Raw genomic sequence first — 16307 nt, 5'->3', positions numbered from 1 at the left:
GGCGACCGGTACCGGCAAGGGGAGCGGGATATGCGCATAATCGGACCCGGAGCAGGCCCTGGCCTGCACGCTTATCAGCGTGGCGCGGTGGTCGTGCTGTTCGTCGCCGTGCTGATGGTACTGGTGGGAATAGCGGGACTGGCGCTGGAGGCGGGGCAGCTGTTCAACCGGCGTGCCGAGGTCCAGAGCCTGACGGAAGCGCTGGCGCTGGCGGCGGCGCGGCAGCTCAATGGCAGTAGCAGCGGCGTCAGTGCGGCACTGGCGGCGGCCAGTGAAAGGTTGAGCAGTAGCGACGGGGTGCGTTACCAGTATGGCCGCACTCAGGCCAGCTGGAATGCGGCGGCCCTCAGCTTTGCCGCCACCGCCCATGGGCCATGGCTGGATGCGTCCGCGGCCGCCAGTGCCCCTCAGGGCCTGGCTTACGTAAAAGTCGATCCATTCCAGCTTGATACGGCCCTGACCGAGTTTCCTACCGTTTTTCTGCGCGCGCTTTCGGCCACACTGGCACTGGTGCCGGTGGGAGCACCTAGCGTCGCCGGTCCGGCCTCCATCAATGTACTGCCCATGGGCATATGCGCCATGTCGCCCCAGAGCGCGGCAGCACGGGGCACGGAGCTGGTGCAATATGGCTTCCGCCGAGGCATCAGCTATGATCTGATGAAGCTCGATCCGGCCGATACGGACGGCGCCGGAGTGCACTATCTGATCGATCCTATCGCCGCGCCCGGCAGCAATGGTATGCCGGACGACTTTGCACTCGATACCATCAAACCCTTCGTCTGCAGCGGTACGCTGGCCATGGCCCGCGTAACAGGCGGCACGCTGACCGTGCAGGGGCCGTTTCCCCTGGCTGCGCTATATGCCCAGCTCAATTCGCGTTTCGGGCAATATACGGCGCCCTGCAATGCCACGACCGCCCCGCCCGACGCGAACATCAAAGCCTATAGCGTCAGCACATTCTTCAACACTGCGGCGTCATGGATGAACGTCAGCGTCCCGGCCCTCAGCGCGCAGGCAGCGGTGAGCTATCCCGCTACTCCGTCGGGCAGCAGCGAAGCACTGTGGACGTATGCTGATCCCGCCACGCTGCCAGCGAATACGGGGCCGGATAAATATGGCCCGCTGTGGAGCTATGCCCGGGCCGTGCCGTTCAGCGCCTATGTGCCGGGCGAAGCGGAGCCGGCCAGCGGCTATACCCCGTTTACGGCAAGTCAGGCGAACTGGGCGTTGCTGTATCCGGTGAATAGTGGCGGCGGCGCGCCCGGCCTGAAGACGGCGGCCTACCCTTCCGGTACGACGGCAACGCCCTATCAGGCCACCAGCGGCAATTTTTTTGCCCCGCCTTCAGCCAGCTCCACTGGTCTGCGCGGCCGGCGCATACTGAATGTGGCTTTGCTGCGCTGTCCTATACCTGCAACGGGGATTAGCGCCGCAACCGTGCTGGCGGTAGGGAAATTCTTCATGACGGTACCGGCCGATAGCAGCCATTTGTATGCCGAATTTGCCGGCATAGCCGCCGAACAGACGCTGGGCGGCATGCTGGAGATACTGCAATGAGCTGGCGTCGTCCCGCACCTGCTCAGCGTGGTATCGCGACGCTGGAAATGGTCTTGATCCTGCCTCTGATGCTGCTGTTTCTGGCGGGGATGGTGTACTTTGGCCGCTATTTTACGTATTACAGTGCTGCACACAAGGCAGCCCATGATGCCGCACGCTATCTGTCCACCGTGTCGCGGCGAGAAATGCGTATGCAGGTGACGGGCTATGCGCAAGTGCCAGCCCTATTATTGGCACAGAATATAGCCCAGCAGGAGACAGCAGGCTTGCATCCCGGGCCGGCGGTGATAGCGGTGGTAGTTGATTGTCTGCCGTTTAGCTGTACTGGTCTGGCTTTGCCGGACAAGGTCAGGGTCATGGTGCAGATGCGGGTGGCGGATGAGTTGTTTGCCCCGTTTAGCGCGGCATTTCTGGGCGAAGAACCGTTGCTGCTGCAGGCATATGTAACGATGTTGTACGTGGGGCAGTAAATGCGGTACCGGTCACAGAGCCAGCAGTACCAGCACGGCACACTGGCAGTGGAATTTGCGCTGGTGCTGGGCGTATTCCTGCTGCTGCTGTTTGGTTTGCTGGCGGTCGCTCAGGGCCTGTATGCATTCAACACGGTGCAGGAAGTGAGCCGGCGCGCCGCTGCGGCGGCCGCAAAAACGGATTTCAACGACGCCGCCGCGCTCCAGCAAATCCGCCAGAATGCCGTGTTCCGTAGCAGCCCCGGTGTTCTGGGATTTGCTGCGCCGATCAGCGATGCCCATGTACGCATCGATTACCTGAGTATTTCCCGAGCGGCAGACGGCGCGCTCAGCCTGCTGCCCATGGCTTTGCTGCCTGCATCGCCGGCGGCCAATCGCGTGGCCTGCATGGCCGATCCCTACAGTACGCAGTGTGTGCAGTTTGTGCGCGTGCGCCTGTGCGATGTGGCGGATACGGAGTCCTGTCAGCCCGTCGCGCTCGATAGTATTTTTCCGTGGGTGCAGCTGAACATAATGCTGACCACGGCGACCACCATCGTCAAGGCAGACGGACTAGGCTACATGGCTTCGCCACTCTAGGGCGTAGGGCCGGGGCAAATTTTCTCGCGCTGCGCGGGTCGTGCTACATCTTGCTATCATCGTGTCTATCGGGCTCTGCCTAGTCACTCTGAAAGCAGCGGATGGATATCAATAAATTTTCCCCTGAGTTTTTCAATCAACTGGGACAGGCTACGCTGCCCGGTCATCTGGGCATAACCATTACCGGCGTGAGCGAAGGTGTAGTGGTGGGCCAGTTCCAGGTAGCCCAGCAGCATCTGGCGCCCAATGGTTTTCTGCATGCGGGCAGTGTGGTCACGCTGGCCGATACCGTCTGCGGCTATGCCTGCGTGGCGCATTTGCCGGCCGGGGCAGAGAATTTCACCACCATAGAACTCAAGTCCAACCATCTGGGTACGGCGCGTGATGGTGTGGTGGTGGCGACGGCCAAAGTGGTACATCTGGGCCGCACCACGCAGGTGTGGGATGCCACCGTGGTGAATCAGGCGACAGGCAAAACCATGGCGCTGTTCCGCTGCACGCAGATGATACTGTATCCAAAATAAGCCAGAGGCCAGCTATGCGATCACTGTCCCGTTGTAGCGGGCTGAGCCTGCTGCTGGCTAGCGCGCTGACGACTACGCTGGCTCTGGCCCAGCCTGCCGCCGCAGACGATAGCCTGTACCGTGCGCTCGGTGGCCAGCAGGGGATCCGGCAGGTGGTCGACACCTTTTTGCCGCTGGTACTGGCAGATGGCCGCATCAAGGACAACTTCGCGGATTTCGATCTCGACCAGCTGAACCTGCGCCTGCAGGAACAATTCTGCGAACTCAGCGGCGGCCCCTGCCGCTACACGGGCAAATATCGCGACAGAACCATGGACGGGGCGGGCACGGTACGCGATATGAGCAGCGTGCATCAGGATCTGAAAATCAGCGATGCCATGTTCAACGCGCTGGCCGAAGATTTGCTGATCGCCCTGCAGCAGCAAGGTGTGGCGCAAGGTGCAGCGTTTCGTCTGGTGGCCAAGCTGGCGCCCATGCAGCGCGACATCGTCACCGCGCGCGCTGCTTCGGCTACGCCCGACATGGGCAAGCTGCTGGCCACGGGCGGCGTGATACAGGTGGAAGGCGCCGGTGGCGGCGGCATTGTGCCGTGGGCGCTGATCAGCGGCTATGGCACGCGCGATAGCTGGGGCGCCAATGCCCATTACACCTACCTGAGCACGCAGGATTACCAGCTGGCCAGCTACGGCGTGGCCGTGGGCATTGCCGACCGGCTGGAAATTTCGCTGGCCGATCAGCAATTCAAAGGCAGTCTGGCCCCGCTGGATAAGCTCGATATCCGCCAGCAGATAGTCGGTGTCAAAGTGAAGCTGGCTGGTGATGTGGTCTATGATCAGGATAGCGCCATGCCGCAGCTGGCGGCCGGCATCCTGTACAAGCGCCATCAGCGTCTGGACGGGCTAGCTGCGCTCGGCGTAAGCAAGCTGCCGCAGCTGGGCGCCCGCGACGATCATGGCTACGACTACTATCTGGCTGCGACCAGGCTGATGCTGGAGCACAGCCTGCTATTGAATGCCACCCTGCGCGCTACCCGCGCCAACCAGATGGGGCTGCTGGGCTTCGGGGGCGATCAGGGCAACCGCATGCGGCTGATGCCGGAGTTTTCTGTGGCTTATCTGCCCGACCGCAAGCTGGCCATCGGCGCGGAATACCGCCGCAAGCCGCATAACCTCGGCATCGATCATGAAAAAGCGTATTACGATGTGTTTGTGGCCTGGTTCCCCGGCAAAAACCTGTCGCTGACGGCGGCCTATGCCGTGCTGGGGGACATCACCACCTTCAATCCCAAGCGGCAGCGCGGCGCCTATCTGTCGGCGCAAGTCGGTTTCTGAGGTCGGCGCCAGCGCAAAAAAAACGGCCAGCGTAGCGCTGGCCGTGCTGCTCTGCACAGGGCTTAGCCGTGCAGAGATTCTTCCAGCAGCTTGTGCAGGGCAGCGAAATCCGGTTCACCCAGATAGCGCTTGAGGATGGTGCCATCTTTGCCGATCACGAAGGTGGTCGGGGTCATGGCCACGTTGCCGTAGGCGCGGGCGGCCGAGCCATCCGCATCGAGCGCCACCTTGAACGGCAGTGCGCGCGTTTCCGCGTAGTTCAGCACGTAGTTAGGCGGATCGTAGCTCATGGCCACGGCCACGAACTCCAGACCCTGATCCTTGAACTTGTTATAGGTCTCGACCATCTTCGGCATTTCAGCCACGCAGGTGGTGCAGGAAGTGGCCCAGAAATTGACCATCACCACCTTGCCCTTCAGGCTCTCGGGTGCGATCTTCTCGCCCTTGATGCTGACAAAAGCCACCTGCGGTGCGGCAGGACGTTTGTTCAGGCTGACGTAGGTGCCGGCACCGGCCAGCGCCAGTACGACGGCGGCCAGTACGGGCTTGAACCAGCCCTTGGAAGCTAGAGAGGTGGACATGATCAGGAGTTGCTAGCTGGACGAGGCTGGAACGATTTCCATTCTTCTTCGGTGATGTACTCGAAGACTTTCACTACTTTGGCCACGCCGCTCACGCCACGGGCGATATCGGCAGCGATCTGGCCTTCGCGCTGGGTCACACGGCCTTGCAGATACACGTTGCCGCGCTCGGTCACCACCTGGAAGGCGTTGGCCGAAATATCCTTGCGGTCGATCAGGCTGGCTTTGACCTTGGTGGTAATCATGGTGTCGTTCGAGCGCGAGGAGAAGCTCGAGCTGCCGGCCACTTCCAGTTCGTTGATCACCGAAATCACGCCTTCGATGCCGGCCACTTCGCGCTCGGCCTGGGCACGGGTGGCGTCATCGCGCACTTCACCCGTCAGCAGGGCGCGGCGGTTGAAGGAGTTGATGTTGATGTGGCCGGCCGAGCCGATCACGTTACTGAGCTTGATGCCGCCTTTGACTTCGATGGCGCGGTCTTCCGTCTGGGCACCGAAAGTGCGGCGGTCGGTGGCGGCCAGCGTGCCGGAGATGGCACCGCCCGCGACCAGCGCGACGCAACCCGACAGCGAGCTGACCAGACCGGCGCACAGCAGGCTCATGGCCAGCGGCCGGCGTAGGGTTTGCCAGATGGCGGACGACTTACTCATTCACATCTCCTCCGAATAGGGCGACGTCGATGCCGTCGCAAATGCAGTGTATGGTTACCAGATGCACTTCCTGGATGCGTGCCGTACGGTCGGCCGGTACGCAGATGTGCACGTCGGCATCGGTCAGCATTTTGCCGATGGCGCCGCCGCCTTTGCCGGTCAGCGCCACCACGCGCATTTCGCGTTCCAGCGCCGCTTCGATGGCGGCCATCACGTTGGCCGAATTGCCCGAGGTGGACAGTGCCAGCAGGATGTCGCCAGCCTGACCGAAAGCCTGTACCTGCTTCGAGAAGATTTCGCGGTAGCTGTAATCGTTGGCCACCGCCGTCAGGATGGAGGTATCGGTGGTCAGCGCCAGTGCCGGCAGGGGGAAGCGCTCGCGTTCGAAGCGGCCTACCAGTTCGGCAGCGAAGTGCTGGGCATCGGCCGCAGAGCCGCCATTGCCGCAGACGAGAATCTTATTGCCATTCGACAACGCCGAAAACATCAGCTCGATGGCCTGAGCGATATGGGGCGCCAGCACAGTGGCAGACTGGATTTTAATTTCGGCACTTTCGTGGAAGTGCGAGAGGATGCGTTGATTATTCATAGTGTGCTGATTATAGTGCAGGCGTTCAGAACGCCGGACAAGTGCTGAAAAAAATGCTTACATTTCGAGCACGTTTTGCATCCAAGACAAGTTTTCCCCGTCGATAGCGAGCAGATCGAAGCGGCATGGCGGCGGTTCGGCATAGCGTAGCAGAAAGTACTGGGCCGCGCGCAGCAGCCGGCGCTGCTTGGCCGGGGTGACGCTGGCGGCCGCCCCGCCGTAGCGGGCACTGGCGCGCTGGCGTACTTCGACAAATACCAGCGCCGCGCCGTGCTGCATGATCAGATCGAGCTCGCCCAGCTTGCAGCGGAAATTGCGCTCGAGCAGACGCAGCCCCTGCTGCTGCAAGTAGGCCAGCGCCCTGTCCTCGCCTTGCTGGCCCAGCCGCTGTTGCAGGGTGCTGGCCATACGCTGCCTAAGGAATCAGCACCTGCGGCTGGCCGTTGCGGAATTCGGCCGCGGCTTCATGCCGCTCGAAGCGCGCCGGACCATGGCCGAAGTCCACCCTGAGCTGACCCGTCACGCCGTCCAGACGGATCACCCCGTCCGGCTGGCGGCCGATGGCGCGCGCCACGCGGTAGGCGTCGATGCCCAGCGCATACAGCCGCTCCAGATCAGGCCCGATGGCGCTGGCCGGATGGGGATAACTCATCACGGCCGCATGGTCGGGCTGCAGCGACCATGGCAGATCGAGCAGGCGCAGTCCGTTCAGGGCGGGCAGTGCGGTGCCATTATTCAGCGCCGAAGTGCCATACAGGCGTAGCCGTGGCAGCACGGGATCGGCTTGCGCTGCATCGGCATCGGCCAGCACGGCCAGTACGTGGCGGGTCTGTTCGGCGCCCATGGCGGAGAACAGCAGGCCCGGACGTTCGGTCCGCAGGCGGGCATACCATTGCAGGATTTCGGTCTCGCCCAGCTCGCCCTCGGGCGTACCCAGCTCCTCGATATTGGCCACCTTGCCGTCATCCTGCCACTGGTCGGCAAACGCGCTGGCCACGCGGCGCTGCCATGCCGTGGTGGTGCTGACTATGCTGGCGCTGGCCTTCACACCGTCCTGCAGGGCGCGGCGCGCCAGCTGGCGTGCCTCGTCTTCCAGCGACAGGCCCATGGCCAGCATCAGCGGTGGCAGCTGGCTGGCTCTGCTATGCCCTTCCGGATAATTGAGGGCGATGGTGGGTTTGGTCACCAGCACGCTTTCGGCCAGCGTGCCCACCGCCGCGCGCGACAGCGGGCCGATCACCACGTCGTATTGCTGCACGGCGTGGGCATAGCTGTACAACACGTCCTGCGGCACGTCGCTGGTGGCGATGGCGGTGAGGGTGATGTTGTCGGGTTCGCGGTCCCATGCTGCCTGTACGCCATCGCGCACGGCGGCGGCGGCCTGCGCCAGTGCTTCCGTCTGCAGGGGCAGCAGCAGGGCGATGCGCAAGAGCGGGCCTGACTTCGTGCTGGCAGTGGAGGTGCCGCTGTTGTCGGCACTGGTAGCAGCGTCGGCCCACGCGCGCGGTGCCGCATCGTTGCCGGCTGGCGGAGCCGAAATGTAGGATGGATTGGTGCCAGTGCCAGTGCCAGTGCTGGGCGCCGGTGGCGGCAACTGGACGGCGAAGACTTCGGCAGCCTGTGCTTCCGGCTCCGCTTCGGCTGCAGCCGGCGGCGCCGGGATGGCCGCTGGCGCAGGGCTAGCCACCACCGGCGCCGGCACAGCACTTGTATTTGCCTGGCTGGGCGCGCACAATCCACCGGGCGCGTTGCAGAACGGCGTGCTGCAGGCGCTCAGTAGCGCCGCGACGATGCTGAACTGCCACCACTTCATTCTTTTCATCCGACCTCCATGACTGCTCAAGCCACCAGCTCCATTGCCAACCTGCCCGTGATGGGCGAAATGGCACACCAGACCTATCCTAGCGCAACCCTGTACGTGGTGGCGACGCCGATCGGCAATGTGACCGATATTAGTCTGCGCGCGCTACACGTTTTGAGTCTGGTCAATGCTGTGGCCTGCGAAGACACTCGCAACACGGCCCAGCTGATGACGCGCTTCGGCCTGCACCAGCCCTTGATCGCGGCGCACCAGCACAACGAGCGCGAAGTGGCCGAGACGCTGATCGCCCGTCTGCAGGCCGGTGAACGCATCGCGCTGGTGTCCGACGCCGGCACGCCGGCCGTGTCCGATCCCGGTGCGCGCATCGTCGATGCCGTGCGTGCTGCCGGTCTGCGCGTGCTGCCCCTGCCCGGCGCTTCGGCGGCGGTCACGGCGCTGTCGGCCAGTGGTCTGGTGAATGACCAGTTCTATTTTGTCGGCTTTCTGCCCGCCAAAGCCAAGCAGCGCGAGAACTTCCTCACCACGCTGCGTTCCGTCACGGCCACCATGGTGTTCTATGAAGCGCCGCACCGCATCCTTGATTGCGCCAGTGCGCTGGCCGCCGTGTTCGAGCCGGAACGGCAGGTGGTGTTTGCGCGCGAGCTGACCAAGATGTTCGAAGAAATCCACCGCTGTCCGCTGTCCGAGGCCGTCGCGTGGCTGAAGGCGGACGGACATCGCGAAAAAGGCGAGTTCGTCGTGCTGCTGGAAGGCGCGCCTGCGGCGGACGAGGAAAACGATGCCGAGGCCGAGCGCATCCTGAAGATTCTGCTGGCCGAATGTCCCGTCAAGCAGGCGGCCAATCTGGCCGCCCAGATTACGGGGCGCAAAAAAAATGCGCTGTACGAACGCGCCTTGCAACTCAAGGACGAAGCCTGATCAGGCAGGGCTGGTGCTGCATAGCCGGTTCGCGCGGCTATGCCAGCAATACAGATTTTCATAGAGACACTTGACGAGGAGCGCGGTAGCTTGTATTATCTTGCTTCTTCGGAGTGTGGCGCAGCCCGGTAGCGCACCTGGTTTGGGACCAGGGGGTCCAAGGTTCGAATCCTTGTACTCCGACCAAGATTCAAGAAAAAAGACTCAAGAGTTTCGGCTCCTGAGTCTTTTTTTTTATCTGTGCAGTGACTGCGCGGCCCGCAGGCCGCGCGATCTTTCTAGCTGATGCGTTTGGCGGCAATCGCGTTGCCCGCTCGGCTATTGCCTTTACGGCCGAGGAACTGGGCAATGTACTGGCCCGCATCGACCACGATGTCCAGATCGATACCCGTTTCAATACCCAGCCCCTGCATCATGTACAGCACGTCCTCCGTGGCCACGTTGCCGGTGGCGCCCTTGGCGTACGGGCAGCCGCCCAGACCCGTGACGGACGAGTGGAAAATCGCAATGCCCACTTCCAGACTGGCGTAGATGTTGGCCAGCGCCTGACCGTAGGTATCGTGGAAGTGGCCGGACAGGCCATCGATACGGAAGGCGCGGATCGCTGCTTCCATCACCGCCTGCGTCTTGCGCGGCGTAGCCACACCGATGGTGTCGGCAATGTCGATTTCGTCGCAGCCCAGATCGCGCATGCGCCCCACCACATCGGCCACTGCGGACAGCGGCACTTCGCCCTGATACGGGCAGCCGAAAGCGCAGCTGATACTACCGCGTAGGCGCAGACCGTTATCCTTGGCGGCCTTGGCCACGCTTTCGAAACGGGCGATGGATTCGGCGATCGAGCAGTTGATATTTTTTTGCGAGAACGCTTCCGAAGCGGAACCGAAAATCACCACTTCGTCAGCCTTGGCGGCCAGTGCTGCTTCGAAGCCCTGCATGTTCGGCGTCAGCGCGGAATAGATCACGCCGGGGCGGCGTTCGATAGCGGCCATGACTTCGGCGCTGGTGGCCATCTGCGGCACCCACTTGGGCGACACGAAGGACGCCGCTTCGATATTGCGGAAACCGGCGCTGGTGAGGCGGTTGACCAGCTCGATCTTGACGTCGGCCGGTACGTTTTCCTTCTCGTTCTGCAGGCCATCGCGCGGCCCTACTTCGACGATTTTGACCTGCTTGGGCAGGTTGCTATTCGAGTTCATATCAGTACCCCTTGCTACGGTCGACCACACCGGCCACGCTCTGGCCGGCACCGAGTGCGCGTATCTTGTCCGCCATCTGCGCAATGCTTTCGCCTCGCAGCGTCAGCGCGGAAATATGCGGCGTGATGGTAATGCGTGGCTCCTGCCAGAACGGATGCTGCTGCGGCAGCGGTTCGTTGCGGAACACATCCAGCGTGGCAGCGCTGATATGGCCGGACTTGATCAGCGTGAGCAGATCCGGTTCGGCCACGTGAGCACCGCGTGCCACGTTGATCAGGTAGGCGCCAGCGGGCAGCTTGCTCATATTGCTGCGGTCCAGCAGGTTGCTGGTTTCCGGTGTTAGCGGCAGCATGCAGACCAGCACGCGGCTACCGCGCAGGAAGGCGTCCAGACCATCCATGCCGTGGAAGCATTCCACACCATCCATCTGTTTCGGGCCGCGGCTCCAGCCGCGCAGGGGGAAGCCGAAGGTTTTCAGCGCTTCCAGCACGCGGCTACCAAGTACGCCCATGCCCAGCACACCGACGCTGAAATCGGCACGCTCATGCTGCGCCAGCGGCTGCCAGACACCGGCGCGCGACTGCGCTTCGTATTCATCCAGACGGCGGAAGTAGCGCAGCACAGCGTAGCTTACGTATTCGGCCATCTGCGCAGCCATACCCGCGTCTTCCAGCCGGATCACGGGTATGTGGGCAGGGATCTCGTCGTTGTAGCGCATCAGCGCATCGACACCGGCGCCGGTAAGGAAAATCGCCTTGACCTGTGCCAGTTGCGCCAGCATGGCCTGCGGTGGCGACCACACTACGGCGTAGTCGTACGGTCCCTGACTATGTTCCTCGCTCCACACTTCCACCCGTGCTTCCGGCAGATGGCGGGCAAAGTCTTCTATCCATGGCCCCGTGTTGCCGTCCGCGCGATGCAAAAGAATCCGCATACCTACTCCTTAAGCCGTTTTGAATGCCAGCAGCGGTGCGCCGTCGGCTACCTGATCGCCCACACCGTACAGCACTTCTTCCACCACGCCGTCGTGCGGCGCAGCGATGGTGTGTTCCATCTTCATCGCTTCCATGATCACCAGCGCATCGCCCTTCTTCACACTCTGGCCGGCGCTGGCCATTACGGCCACCACCTTGCCCGGCATAGGCGCCGTCAGGCGGCCGCCTTCTGCTTCGCTTTCGCCCGCGTGAGCCATCGGATCATGATAGTGGAGCGGATAGTGGGCGCCGTTGCAGAACACATGCAGCAACTCGCCATCGCGCCGCACGCTGCCATGCACGGCCAGATCACCGAGTTTGATGCTGAAATCGCAGCCCTGCTGCGACATCAGGCTCAGAACTTGCGGCTCGGCCTCGCCCACACCAAACAGCCAGTCGTGCGCGCGGTAGCGCACGCCCACGCAGTAGGGCTGCTCTGCGCTGAATTCGTCGCTGAACGACAGCTTGCGCAGATAAGCCTGATTCATGCGCCAGCCCAGCGCCTGACCCCACGGATCGGCGGCATTGGCGCCCGACTGGGCAGCCGAGACTTCCTTCTCCGCTTCGATCAGCGCCACGGCGGCCAGTGCCAGCACACTGGCTGGTGCTGCTGCCGCAGCAGGGAACAGGCTGGCGTGGTGACGCTCGATCAGCCCCGTATCCAGATCGGCGGTGGAGAAAGCCTGCCCTTCCACCAGACGTTTGAGGAAGGCGATATTGGTAGCCAGACCGACGATCTGGTACTGCGCCAGCGCCTGCGCCATACGGGCCAGCGCCTGTTTGCGGTCGGCACCCCAGACGATCAGCTTGGCGATCATCGGATCGTAGAACGGCGAAATCGCATCGCCGCTACGCACACCGGAATCGACCCGCACAGCAGCCGGCTCGAACGCCGTGCCACCGAGCTCGAAGCTGACGGCGGCTGGGGTCTGCATGTGGCGCAGCGTGCCGATCGACGGCAGGAAGCCCTTCTCGGGATTCTCGGCATAGATACGGGCTTCGATAGCGTGACCGTGGATGGTTAGCTCGTCCTGTTTCTTCGGCAGCGCTTCGCCAGCGGCCACGCGCAACTGCCATTCCACCAGATCGGTGCCGGTGATCATTTCCGTTACCGGATGCTCCACCTGCAGGCGGGTGTTCATTTCCATGAAGTAGAACGAACCATCTTGATTGGCGATGAATTCCACCGTACCAGCGCCCACATAGCCCACTGCCTTGGCGGCTGCCACGGCGGCTTCGCCCATGGCGGCGCGGCGTTCGGCCGTCATGTTCGGCGCTGGCGCTTCTTCTAGTACTTTCTGGTGGCGGCGCTGTACCGAGCAATCGCGCTCGAACAGGTAGATGCAGTTACCGAGCGTGTCGGCAAACACCTGAATTTCGATATGGCGCGGGCGCTGCAGATATTTCTCAGCCAGCACCTTGTCGTCGCCGAAGGAACTGATCGCTTCGCGCTTGCACGAGGCCAGCGCGTCCTTGAACTGCTCCGAGCTTTCGATTACGCGCATGCCTTTGCCGCCGCCGCCAGCGGAAGCTTTCAGCAGCACGGGATAGCCGATGCGGTCAGCCTGCGTGTGCAGGAACTCGGCATCCTGCTGGTCGCCGTGGTAGCCGGGCACCAGCGGCACATTGGCTTTTTCCATCAGCGACTTGGCGGCCGATTTGGAACCCATGGCGCGCATAGCCGAAGCCGGCGGGCCAATGAACACCAGCCCCGCTTCCGCGCAGGCGTCGGCGAATTCCGCGTTCTCGGAGAGGAAACCATAGCCGGGGTGGATGGCCTGGGCACCGGTGGCCCTGGCCACTTCGATGATCTTGTCGGCGCGCAGATAGCTTTCCTTGGCAGCGGCAGGGCCGATCAGCACAGCTTCGTCGCACACGGCGACGTGCTTGGCATTGGCATCCGCTTCGGAATACACGGCGACAGTCTTGATGCCCATGCGGCGCGCAGTAGCGGCCACACGGCAGGCGATTTCACCCCGGTTTGCGATCAGTATTTTTGTGAACATGGTCTCTCTCTTTGCAGCTTATGGCTGGAAGTTTTTTTATTGTGGTGCGATAGACGTCGGTGCGGATAGCGGCTAGCGCTGCTTAGCAGCCGCACTTTTCCTTCGGTGCCGATTCCAGTACCGTGCCGCGGGTTTTCAGGCCCAGTTTGGCCAGCAGCTTGCGGTCGTCGTCGGCTTCCGGATTGTCGGTGGTCAGCAGCTTGTCGCCGTAGAAGATCGAGTTGGCGCCAGCGAGGAAGCACATGGCCTGCACCGCTTCGCCCATCTGGCGGCGGCCTGCGGACAGACGCACGCGCGCTTTCGGCATGGTGATACGGGCTACGGCGATGGTGCGCACGAATTCGAAGGGATCGAGCGGATCGAGGCCGTGCAGCGGCGTGCCTTCGACCTGTACCAGATGGTTGACCGGTACTGATTCCGGATATGGATTCAGGTTGGCCAGCTGGGCGATCAGACCAGCGCGCTGCAAGCGGGTTTCACCCATGCCGACGATGCCGCCACAGCAGACTTTCAGACCGACTTCGCGGATGCGGCCCAGCGTGTCCAGACGGTCCTGATATTCGCGGGTGGAGATGACGTTGTCGTAGAACTCGGGCGCCGTGTCCAGATTGTGGTTGTAGTAATCGAGGCCGGCGTCTTTCAGGCGCTGGGCCTGCTGTTCTTCCAGCATGCCCAGCGTGGCGCAGGTTTCCATGCCCAGCGCTTTCACTTCGCGCACCATTTCTTCGACCTTGTCCATGTCGCGGTCTTTCGGGCTACGCCATGCGGCGCCCATGCAGAAACGGGTGGCACCGTTGTCCTTGGCCTGACGGGCTGCTTCCAGCACGGTGTCGATGTCGAGGATTTTTTTCGCTTCCACGCCCGTGTCGTAGCGCGCCGCCTGCGGGCAGTAGCCGCAATCTTCTTCGCAGCCGCCCGTCTTGATCGACAGCAGGGTAGCCAGTTCCACATCGCCATCGGGGAAGTTGGCACGATGGGTATCCTGAGCGCGCGCCATCAGCTCGGTGAACGGCAGATCGAACAGGGCCATCACTTCGTCCAGTGGCCAGGTGGCTGCTTCCGGCAGCTTGATGGCGGCAGCAGGACGGTGCAGCTCGACGGTCTTAGGTTCTTGCAGGGTGTTCTGGGACATCGTGTTTCCTTCTAGTTTCAGAGTTTGGTGTGAGCTGGCCAGTTGGGCAGCTGCGTAAAATCGAGATGGGCCGCTGCTGCCTGCGCAGTCGGTTCGGCCAGACGGGGCACGCGGCCCAGCAGCGGAGCTTCGATGCGCTGCTGCAGAGCTGCTACGTTTTCATCGGCAAAAGCCATGTCGGCCACGGTTTCATTGGCGACCCAGCCAACCAGCTTGAGCCCGCGCGCGGCGATGGCTTCCACCGTCAGCAGCGCGTGGCTGATGCAGCCTAGGCGCAGACCGACCACCAGTACGACTGGGAGCTCCAGTTGCGCGGCCAGATCGGCTGTATCGAAATCGTCATTCAGCGGCACGCGGAAGCCACCCACGCCTTCCACCACGGTGGCGTCTGAGGCGGCATTGATTTCCACGAATGCGGCCAGGATAGGCACGGCGGTGATGGTCTTGCCTTCCAGCGCGGCGGCGATGTGCGGCGCAGCCGGTTCCTCCAGCAGGAAGGGCGTGGTGATGGACTGCGGTAGGTGCACATTGCCGGCGGCGGCCAGCTGGTCGCAATCGTCGTTATGCCATACGCCGTCGCGCAGTTCCGCACCAGCGGCAATCGGCTTCATGCCGCAGGCGCGCACGCCGCGCTCCACCAGCGCATGCAGCATGGCCGAGGAAATCAGGGTCTTGCCGATTTCCGTATCCGTGCCCGTGACGAAGCAGCTAAAGCGGGGCGGTAGACTAGCAGCAGCGGGCTGGGTCTGGGTTTGCGGTTGGGCGATTAGCGGATCATCGAGACTCATCTCAAGTCCTTTCGAGCGCGTTGAGCGCGACTATCAGTTGTTCTACATCGGCGCTGGTATGGCCTGCACACAGCGTCGCGCGCAGACGCGCCGTACCGGCTGGCACGGTGGGCGGGCGGATCGTGCCCAGCCACAGCCCCTGCTGGTACAGAGCGGCGCCAGCCTGCATGGTTTCAGCATTATCGCCGATCACGATGGGCTGGATGGCGGTGCTGGATGGCATACGCTGCCAGCGCTGCAGTTGCAGGCCGCTATCCAGCTGGGCGATCAGGCTTTGCAGGTGGGCGCGGCGTGCCACGCCTTCATCACCCTCCAGCAGAGCGAGGCTGGTCAGCAGAGCGTGCGCCAGTGCTGGCGGCGTGGCCGTAGTGAAGATGTAGGGACGGGCTTTCTGGATCAGCGTTTCGATCACGGTTTCGTGGGCAGCGACAAAAGCGCCCGAGACGCCGGCAGCTTTGCCCAGCGTGCCCATGTAGACCAGATACGGCGAGCGCAGATCGAAGTGTTCGAGCGCACCGTGGCCGCGCGCACCGAGCGTGCCGAAGCCATGCGCGTCATCCACCACCAGCCATGCGCCGTACTGCTCGCACAGTGCCAGCAATTGCGGCAGCGGAGCCAGATCGCCATCCATGCTGAATACGCTGTCCGTCACCACCACTTTGGTGGCGGCGTTGGAATCAGCCAGCAGTTGCCTGAGCGCGGCCAGATCGGCGTGCGGATAGACTTGCACCCGTTTGCGCGACAGCCGTGCACCGTCGATCAGCGAAGCGTGGTTGAGCGACTCGGAGAAGATGGCAGCGTCGGGATCGGCGACCGTCAGCCCCGTGATGATGGCCAGATTGGCCATGTAGCCGGTGCAGAAAGTCAGCGCGCGTGGCGCTTCCAGATGGTCGCCGACGAAGGCGGCCAGCCGTTCTTCCAGCTGCACATGGGCGCGGCCATGGCCGCTGATCAGATGCGAAGCGCCGCTACCGGCGCCATACAGTTCTACGCCTTCCTGCAAGGCCTGCTTGATGGCCGGATGGTTGGCCAGACTCAGATAGTCGTTGCTGCAGAATGCCAGCAGTTCGCGCCCGTCCACCTGCACGCGCGGGCCGCAGGGCGAGTCCACCGTGCGGCGCTGGCGGATCAGATTATGCTGATCCAGCGTCTGCAGTTGCTGGCTAAGTTGCTGGAGTAGTTGCATG

General features: G+C 62.8%; 17 protein-coding genes and 1 tRNA gene. 7 read left to right on the top strand and 11 right to left on the bottom strand.

Features of this window, described 5'->3' with window-relative positions; translation table 11 throughout:
- Nucleotides 1–30: 30 nt before the first annotated feature.
- The 5 genes from GTP23_RS14350 (at nucleotide 31) to GTP23_RS14330 (ending at nucleotide 4461) form a co-directional block, all read left to right on the top strand.
- Nucleotides 31–1557: a pilus assembly protein TadG-related protein gene (locus GTP23_RS14350; RefSeq protein ID WP_161035805.1), complete on the top strand. Its 1527-nt coding sequence runs from the start codon at nucleotides 31–33 to the stop codon at nucleotides 1555–1557.
- Nucleotides 1554–2027 carry a TadE/TadG family type IV pilus assembly protein gene (locus GTP23_RS14345; protein ID WP_161035804.1) on the top strand — a complete coding sequence of 158 codons (474 nt, stop codon included), beginning with the start codon at nucleotides 1554–1556 and terminating at the stop codon, nucleotides 2025–2027. The genes GTP23_RS14350 and GTP23_RS14345 overlap by 4 nt, the downstream gene beginning before the upstream one ends.
- Nucleotides 2028–2606 (top strand): TadE/TadG family type IV pilus assembly protein, encoded by a 579-nt coding sequence (locus tag GTP23_RS14340; RefSeq protein WP_161035803.1) that lies wholly within the window; start codon nucleotides 2028–2030, stop codon nucleotides 2604–2606. It abuts the gene before it with no gap.
- A gap of 101 nt (nucleotides 2607–2707) precedes the next feature.
- A complete protein-coding gene (locus GTP23_RS14335; protein WP_161035802.1) occupies nucleotides 2708–3130 on the top strand; it encodes a PaaI family thioesterase in 423 nt (140 codons plus the stop codon).
- A 14-nt stretch (nucleotides 3131–3144) separates the two neighbouring features.
- Nucleotides 3145–4461: a DUF3034 family protein gene (locus GTP23_RS14330; RefSeq protein WP_371866927.1), complete on the top strand. Its 1317-nt coding sequence runs from the start codon at nucleotides 3145–3147 to the stop codon at nucleotides 4459–4461.
- Between the two features lie 62 nt (nucleotides 4462–4523).
- Here the strand turns inward: GTP23_RS14330 and GTP23_RS14325 are convergent, their stop codons facing one another.
- The 5 genes from GTP23_RS14325 to GTP23_RS14305 are packed head-to-tail and all read right to left on the bottom strand — an operon-like array spanning nucleotide 4524 to nucleotide 8103.
- A complete protein-coding gene (locus GTP23_RS14325) occupies nucleotides 4524–5042 on the bottom strand; it encodes a TlpA disulfide reductase family protein (RefSeq protein ID WP_161035801.1) in 519 nt (172 codons plus the stop codon).
- 2 nt (nucleotides 5043–5044) lie between these two features.
- Nucleotides 5045–5692 carry a BON domain-containing protein gene (locus GTP23_RS14320; protein WP_202412208.1) on the bottom strand — a complete coding sequence of 216 codons (648 nt, stop codon included), beginning with the start codon at nucleotides 5690–5692 and terminating at the stop codon, nucleotides 5045–5047.
- Nucleotides 5685–6281, bottom strand: a complete 597-nt coding sequence (locus tag GTP23_RS14315; protein ID WP_155435650.1) for a phosphoheptose isomerase — start codon at nucleotides 6279–6281, stop codon at nucleotides 5685–5687. Before GTP23_RS14315 ends, GTP23_RS14320 begins: the two co-directional genes overlap by 8 nt.
- Nucleotides 6282–6338: 57 nt before the next feature.
- Nucleotides 6339–6689: a YraN family protein gene (locus GTP23_RS14310; protein ID WP_161035800.1), complete on the bottom strand. Its 351-nt coding sequence runs from the start codon at nucleotides 6687–6689 to the stop codon at nucleotides 6339–6341.
- A 7-nt stretch (nucleotides 6690–6696) separates the two neighbouring features.
- Complete coding sequence (locus GTP23_RS14305; protein WP_161035799.1) at nucleotides 6697–8103, bottom strand: penicillin-binding protein activator; 1407 nt, start codon at nucleotides 8101–8103, stop codon at nucleotides 6697–6699.
- Between the two features lie 9 nt (nucleotides 8104–8112).
- On the opposite strand from GTP23_RS14305, the gene rsmI reads away from it, so the two are divergent.
- Nucleotides 8113–9021: a 16S rRNA (cytidine(1402)-2'-O)-methyltransferase gene (gene rsmI / locus GTP23_RS14300; RefSeq protein WP_161035798.1), complete on the top strand. Its 909-nt coding sequence runs from the start codon at nucleotides 8113–8115 to the stop codon at nucleotides 9019–9021.
- Nucleotides 9022–9130: 109 nt separating this feature from the next.
- Nucleotides 9131–9207, top strand: a tRNA-Pro gene (locus tag GTP23_RS14295).
- A 92-nt stretch (nucleotides 9208–9299) separates the two neighbouring features.
- On the opposite strand, the gene GTP23_RS14290 is transcribed toward GTP23_RS14295, so the two are convergent.
- From GTP23_RS14290 to bioF, 6 genes are all read right to left on the bottom strand, one after another.
- Entirely contained in the window at nucleotides 9300–10220 is a 921-nt protein-coding gene (locus GTP23_RS14290; RefSeq protein WP_161035797.1) for a hydroxymethylglutaryl-CoA lyase, read from the bottom strand.
- Nucleotide 10221: 1 nt separating this feature from the next.
- A complete protein-coding gene (locus GTP23_RS14285; protein WP_161035796.1) occupies nucleotides 10222–11154 on the bottom strand; it encodes a 2-hydroxyacid dehydrogenase in 933 nt (310 codons plus the stop codon).
- A gap of 9 nt (nucleotides 11155–11163) precedes the next feature.
- The gene (locus tag GTP23_RS14280; protein ID WP_161035795.1) at nucleotides 11164–13200 is read right to left on the bottom strand and encodes an acetyl/propionyl/methylcrotonyl-CoA carboxylase subunit alpha; all 2037 of its coding nucleotides are present in this window, start codon (nucleotides 13198–13200) and stop codon (nucleotides 11164–11166) included.
- An 82-nt stretch (nucleotides 13201–13282) separates the two neighbouring features.
- Complete coding sequence (bioB, locus tag GTP23_RS14275) at nucleotides 13283–14332, bottom strand: biotin synthase BioB (protein WP_161035794.1); 1050 nt, start codon at nucleotides 14330–14332, stop codon at nucleotides 13283–13285.
- 17 nt (nucleotides 14333–14349) lie between these two features.
- Nucleotides 14350–15120 (bottom strand): dethiobiotin synthase, encoded by a 771-nt coding sequence (gene bioD / locus GTP23_RS14270; RefSeq protein ID WP_161035793.1) that lies wholly within the window; start codon nucleotides 15118–15120, stop codon nucleotides 14350–14352.
- A 1-nt stretch (nucleotide 15121) separates the two neighbouring features.
- Entirely contained in the window at nucleotides 15122–16306 is a 1185-nt protein-coding gene (gene bioF / locus GTP23_RS14265) for an 8-amino-7-oxononanoate synthase (RefSeq protein ID WP_161035792.1), read from the bottom strand.
- Nucleotide 16307 lies beyond the last annotated feature (1 nt).

This window comes from Duganella fentianensis, from assembly GCF_009857835.1.
Classification (GTDB): domain Bacteria; phylum Pseudomonadota; class Gammaproteobacteria; order Burkholderiales; family Burkholderiaceae_D; genus Rugamonas; species Rugamonas fentianensis.
Note: the sequence above shows the minus strand (reverse complement) of the source record. Positions and strands in the feature narration are given on the sequence as shown.

Coding starts and splice junctions, on each gene's coding strand:
- GTP23_RS14350 (WP_161035805.1), top strand. CDS start 31: ATGCGCATAATCGGACCCGGAGCAGGCCCTGGCCTGCACGCTTATCAG.
- GTP23_RS14345 (WP_161035804.1), top strand. CDS start 1,554: ATGAGCTGGCGTCGTCCCGCACCTGCTCAGCGTGGTATCGCGACGCTG.
- GTP23_RS14340 (WP_161035803.1), top strand. CDS start 2,028: ATGCGGTACCGGTCACAGAGCCAGCAGTACCAGCACGGCACACTGGCA.
- GTP23_RS14335 (WP_161035802.1), top strand. CDS start 2,708: ATGGATATCAATAAATTTTCCCCTGAGTTTTTCAATCAACTGGGACAG.
- GTP23_RS14330 (WP_371866927.1), top strand. CDS start 3,145: ATGCGATCACTGTCCCGTTGTAGCGGGCTGAGCCTGCTGCTGGCTAGC.
- GTP23_RS14325 (WP_161035801.1), bottom strand. CDS start 5,042: ATGTCCACCTCTCTAGCTTCCAAGGGCTGGTTCAAGCCCGTACTGGCC.
- GTP23_RS14320 (WP_202412208.1), bottom strand. CDS start 5,692: ATGAGTAAGTCGTCCGCCATCTGGCAAACCCTACGCCGGCCGCTGGCC.
- GTP23_RS14315 (WP_155435650.1), bottom strand. CDS start 6,281: ATGAATAATCAACGCATCCTCTCGCACTTCCACGAAAGTGCCGAAATT.
- GTP23_RS14310 (WP_161035800.1), bottom strand. CDS start 6,689: ATGGCCAGCACCCTGCAACAGCGGCTGGGCCAGCAAGGCGAGGACAGG.
- GTP23_RS14305 (WP_161035799.1), bottom strand. CDS start 8,103: ATGAAAAGAATGAAGTGGTGGCAGTTCAGCATCGTCGCGGCGCTACTG.
- rsmI (WP_161035798.1), top strand. CDS start 8,113: ATGACTGCTCAAGCCACCAGCTCCATTGCCAACCTGCCCGTGATGGGC.
- GTP23_RS14290 (WP_161035797.1), bottom strand. CDS start 10,220: ATGAACTCGAATAGCAACCTGCCCAAGCAGGTCAAAATCGTCGAAGTA.
- GTP23_RS14285 (WP_161035796.1), bottom strand. CDS start 11,154: ATGCGGATTCTTTTGCATCGCGCGGACGGCAACACGGGGCCATGGATA.
- GTP23_RS14280 (WP_161035795.1), bottom strand. CDS start 13,200: ATGTTCACAAAAATACTGATCGCAAACCGGGGTGAAATCGCCTGCCGT.
- bioB (WP_161035794.1), bottom strand. CDS start 14,332: ATGTCCCAGAACACCCTGCAAGAACCTAAGACCGTCGAGCTGCACCGT.
- bioD (WP_161035793.1), bottom strand. CDS start 15,120: ATGAGTCTCGATGATCCGCTAATCGCCCAACCGCAAACCCAGACCCAG.
- bioF (WP_161035792.1), bottom strand. CDS start 16,306: ATGCAACTACTCCAGCAACTTAGCCAGCAACTGCAGACGCTGGATCAG.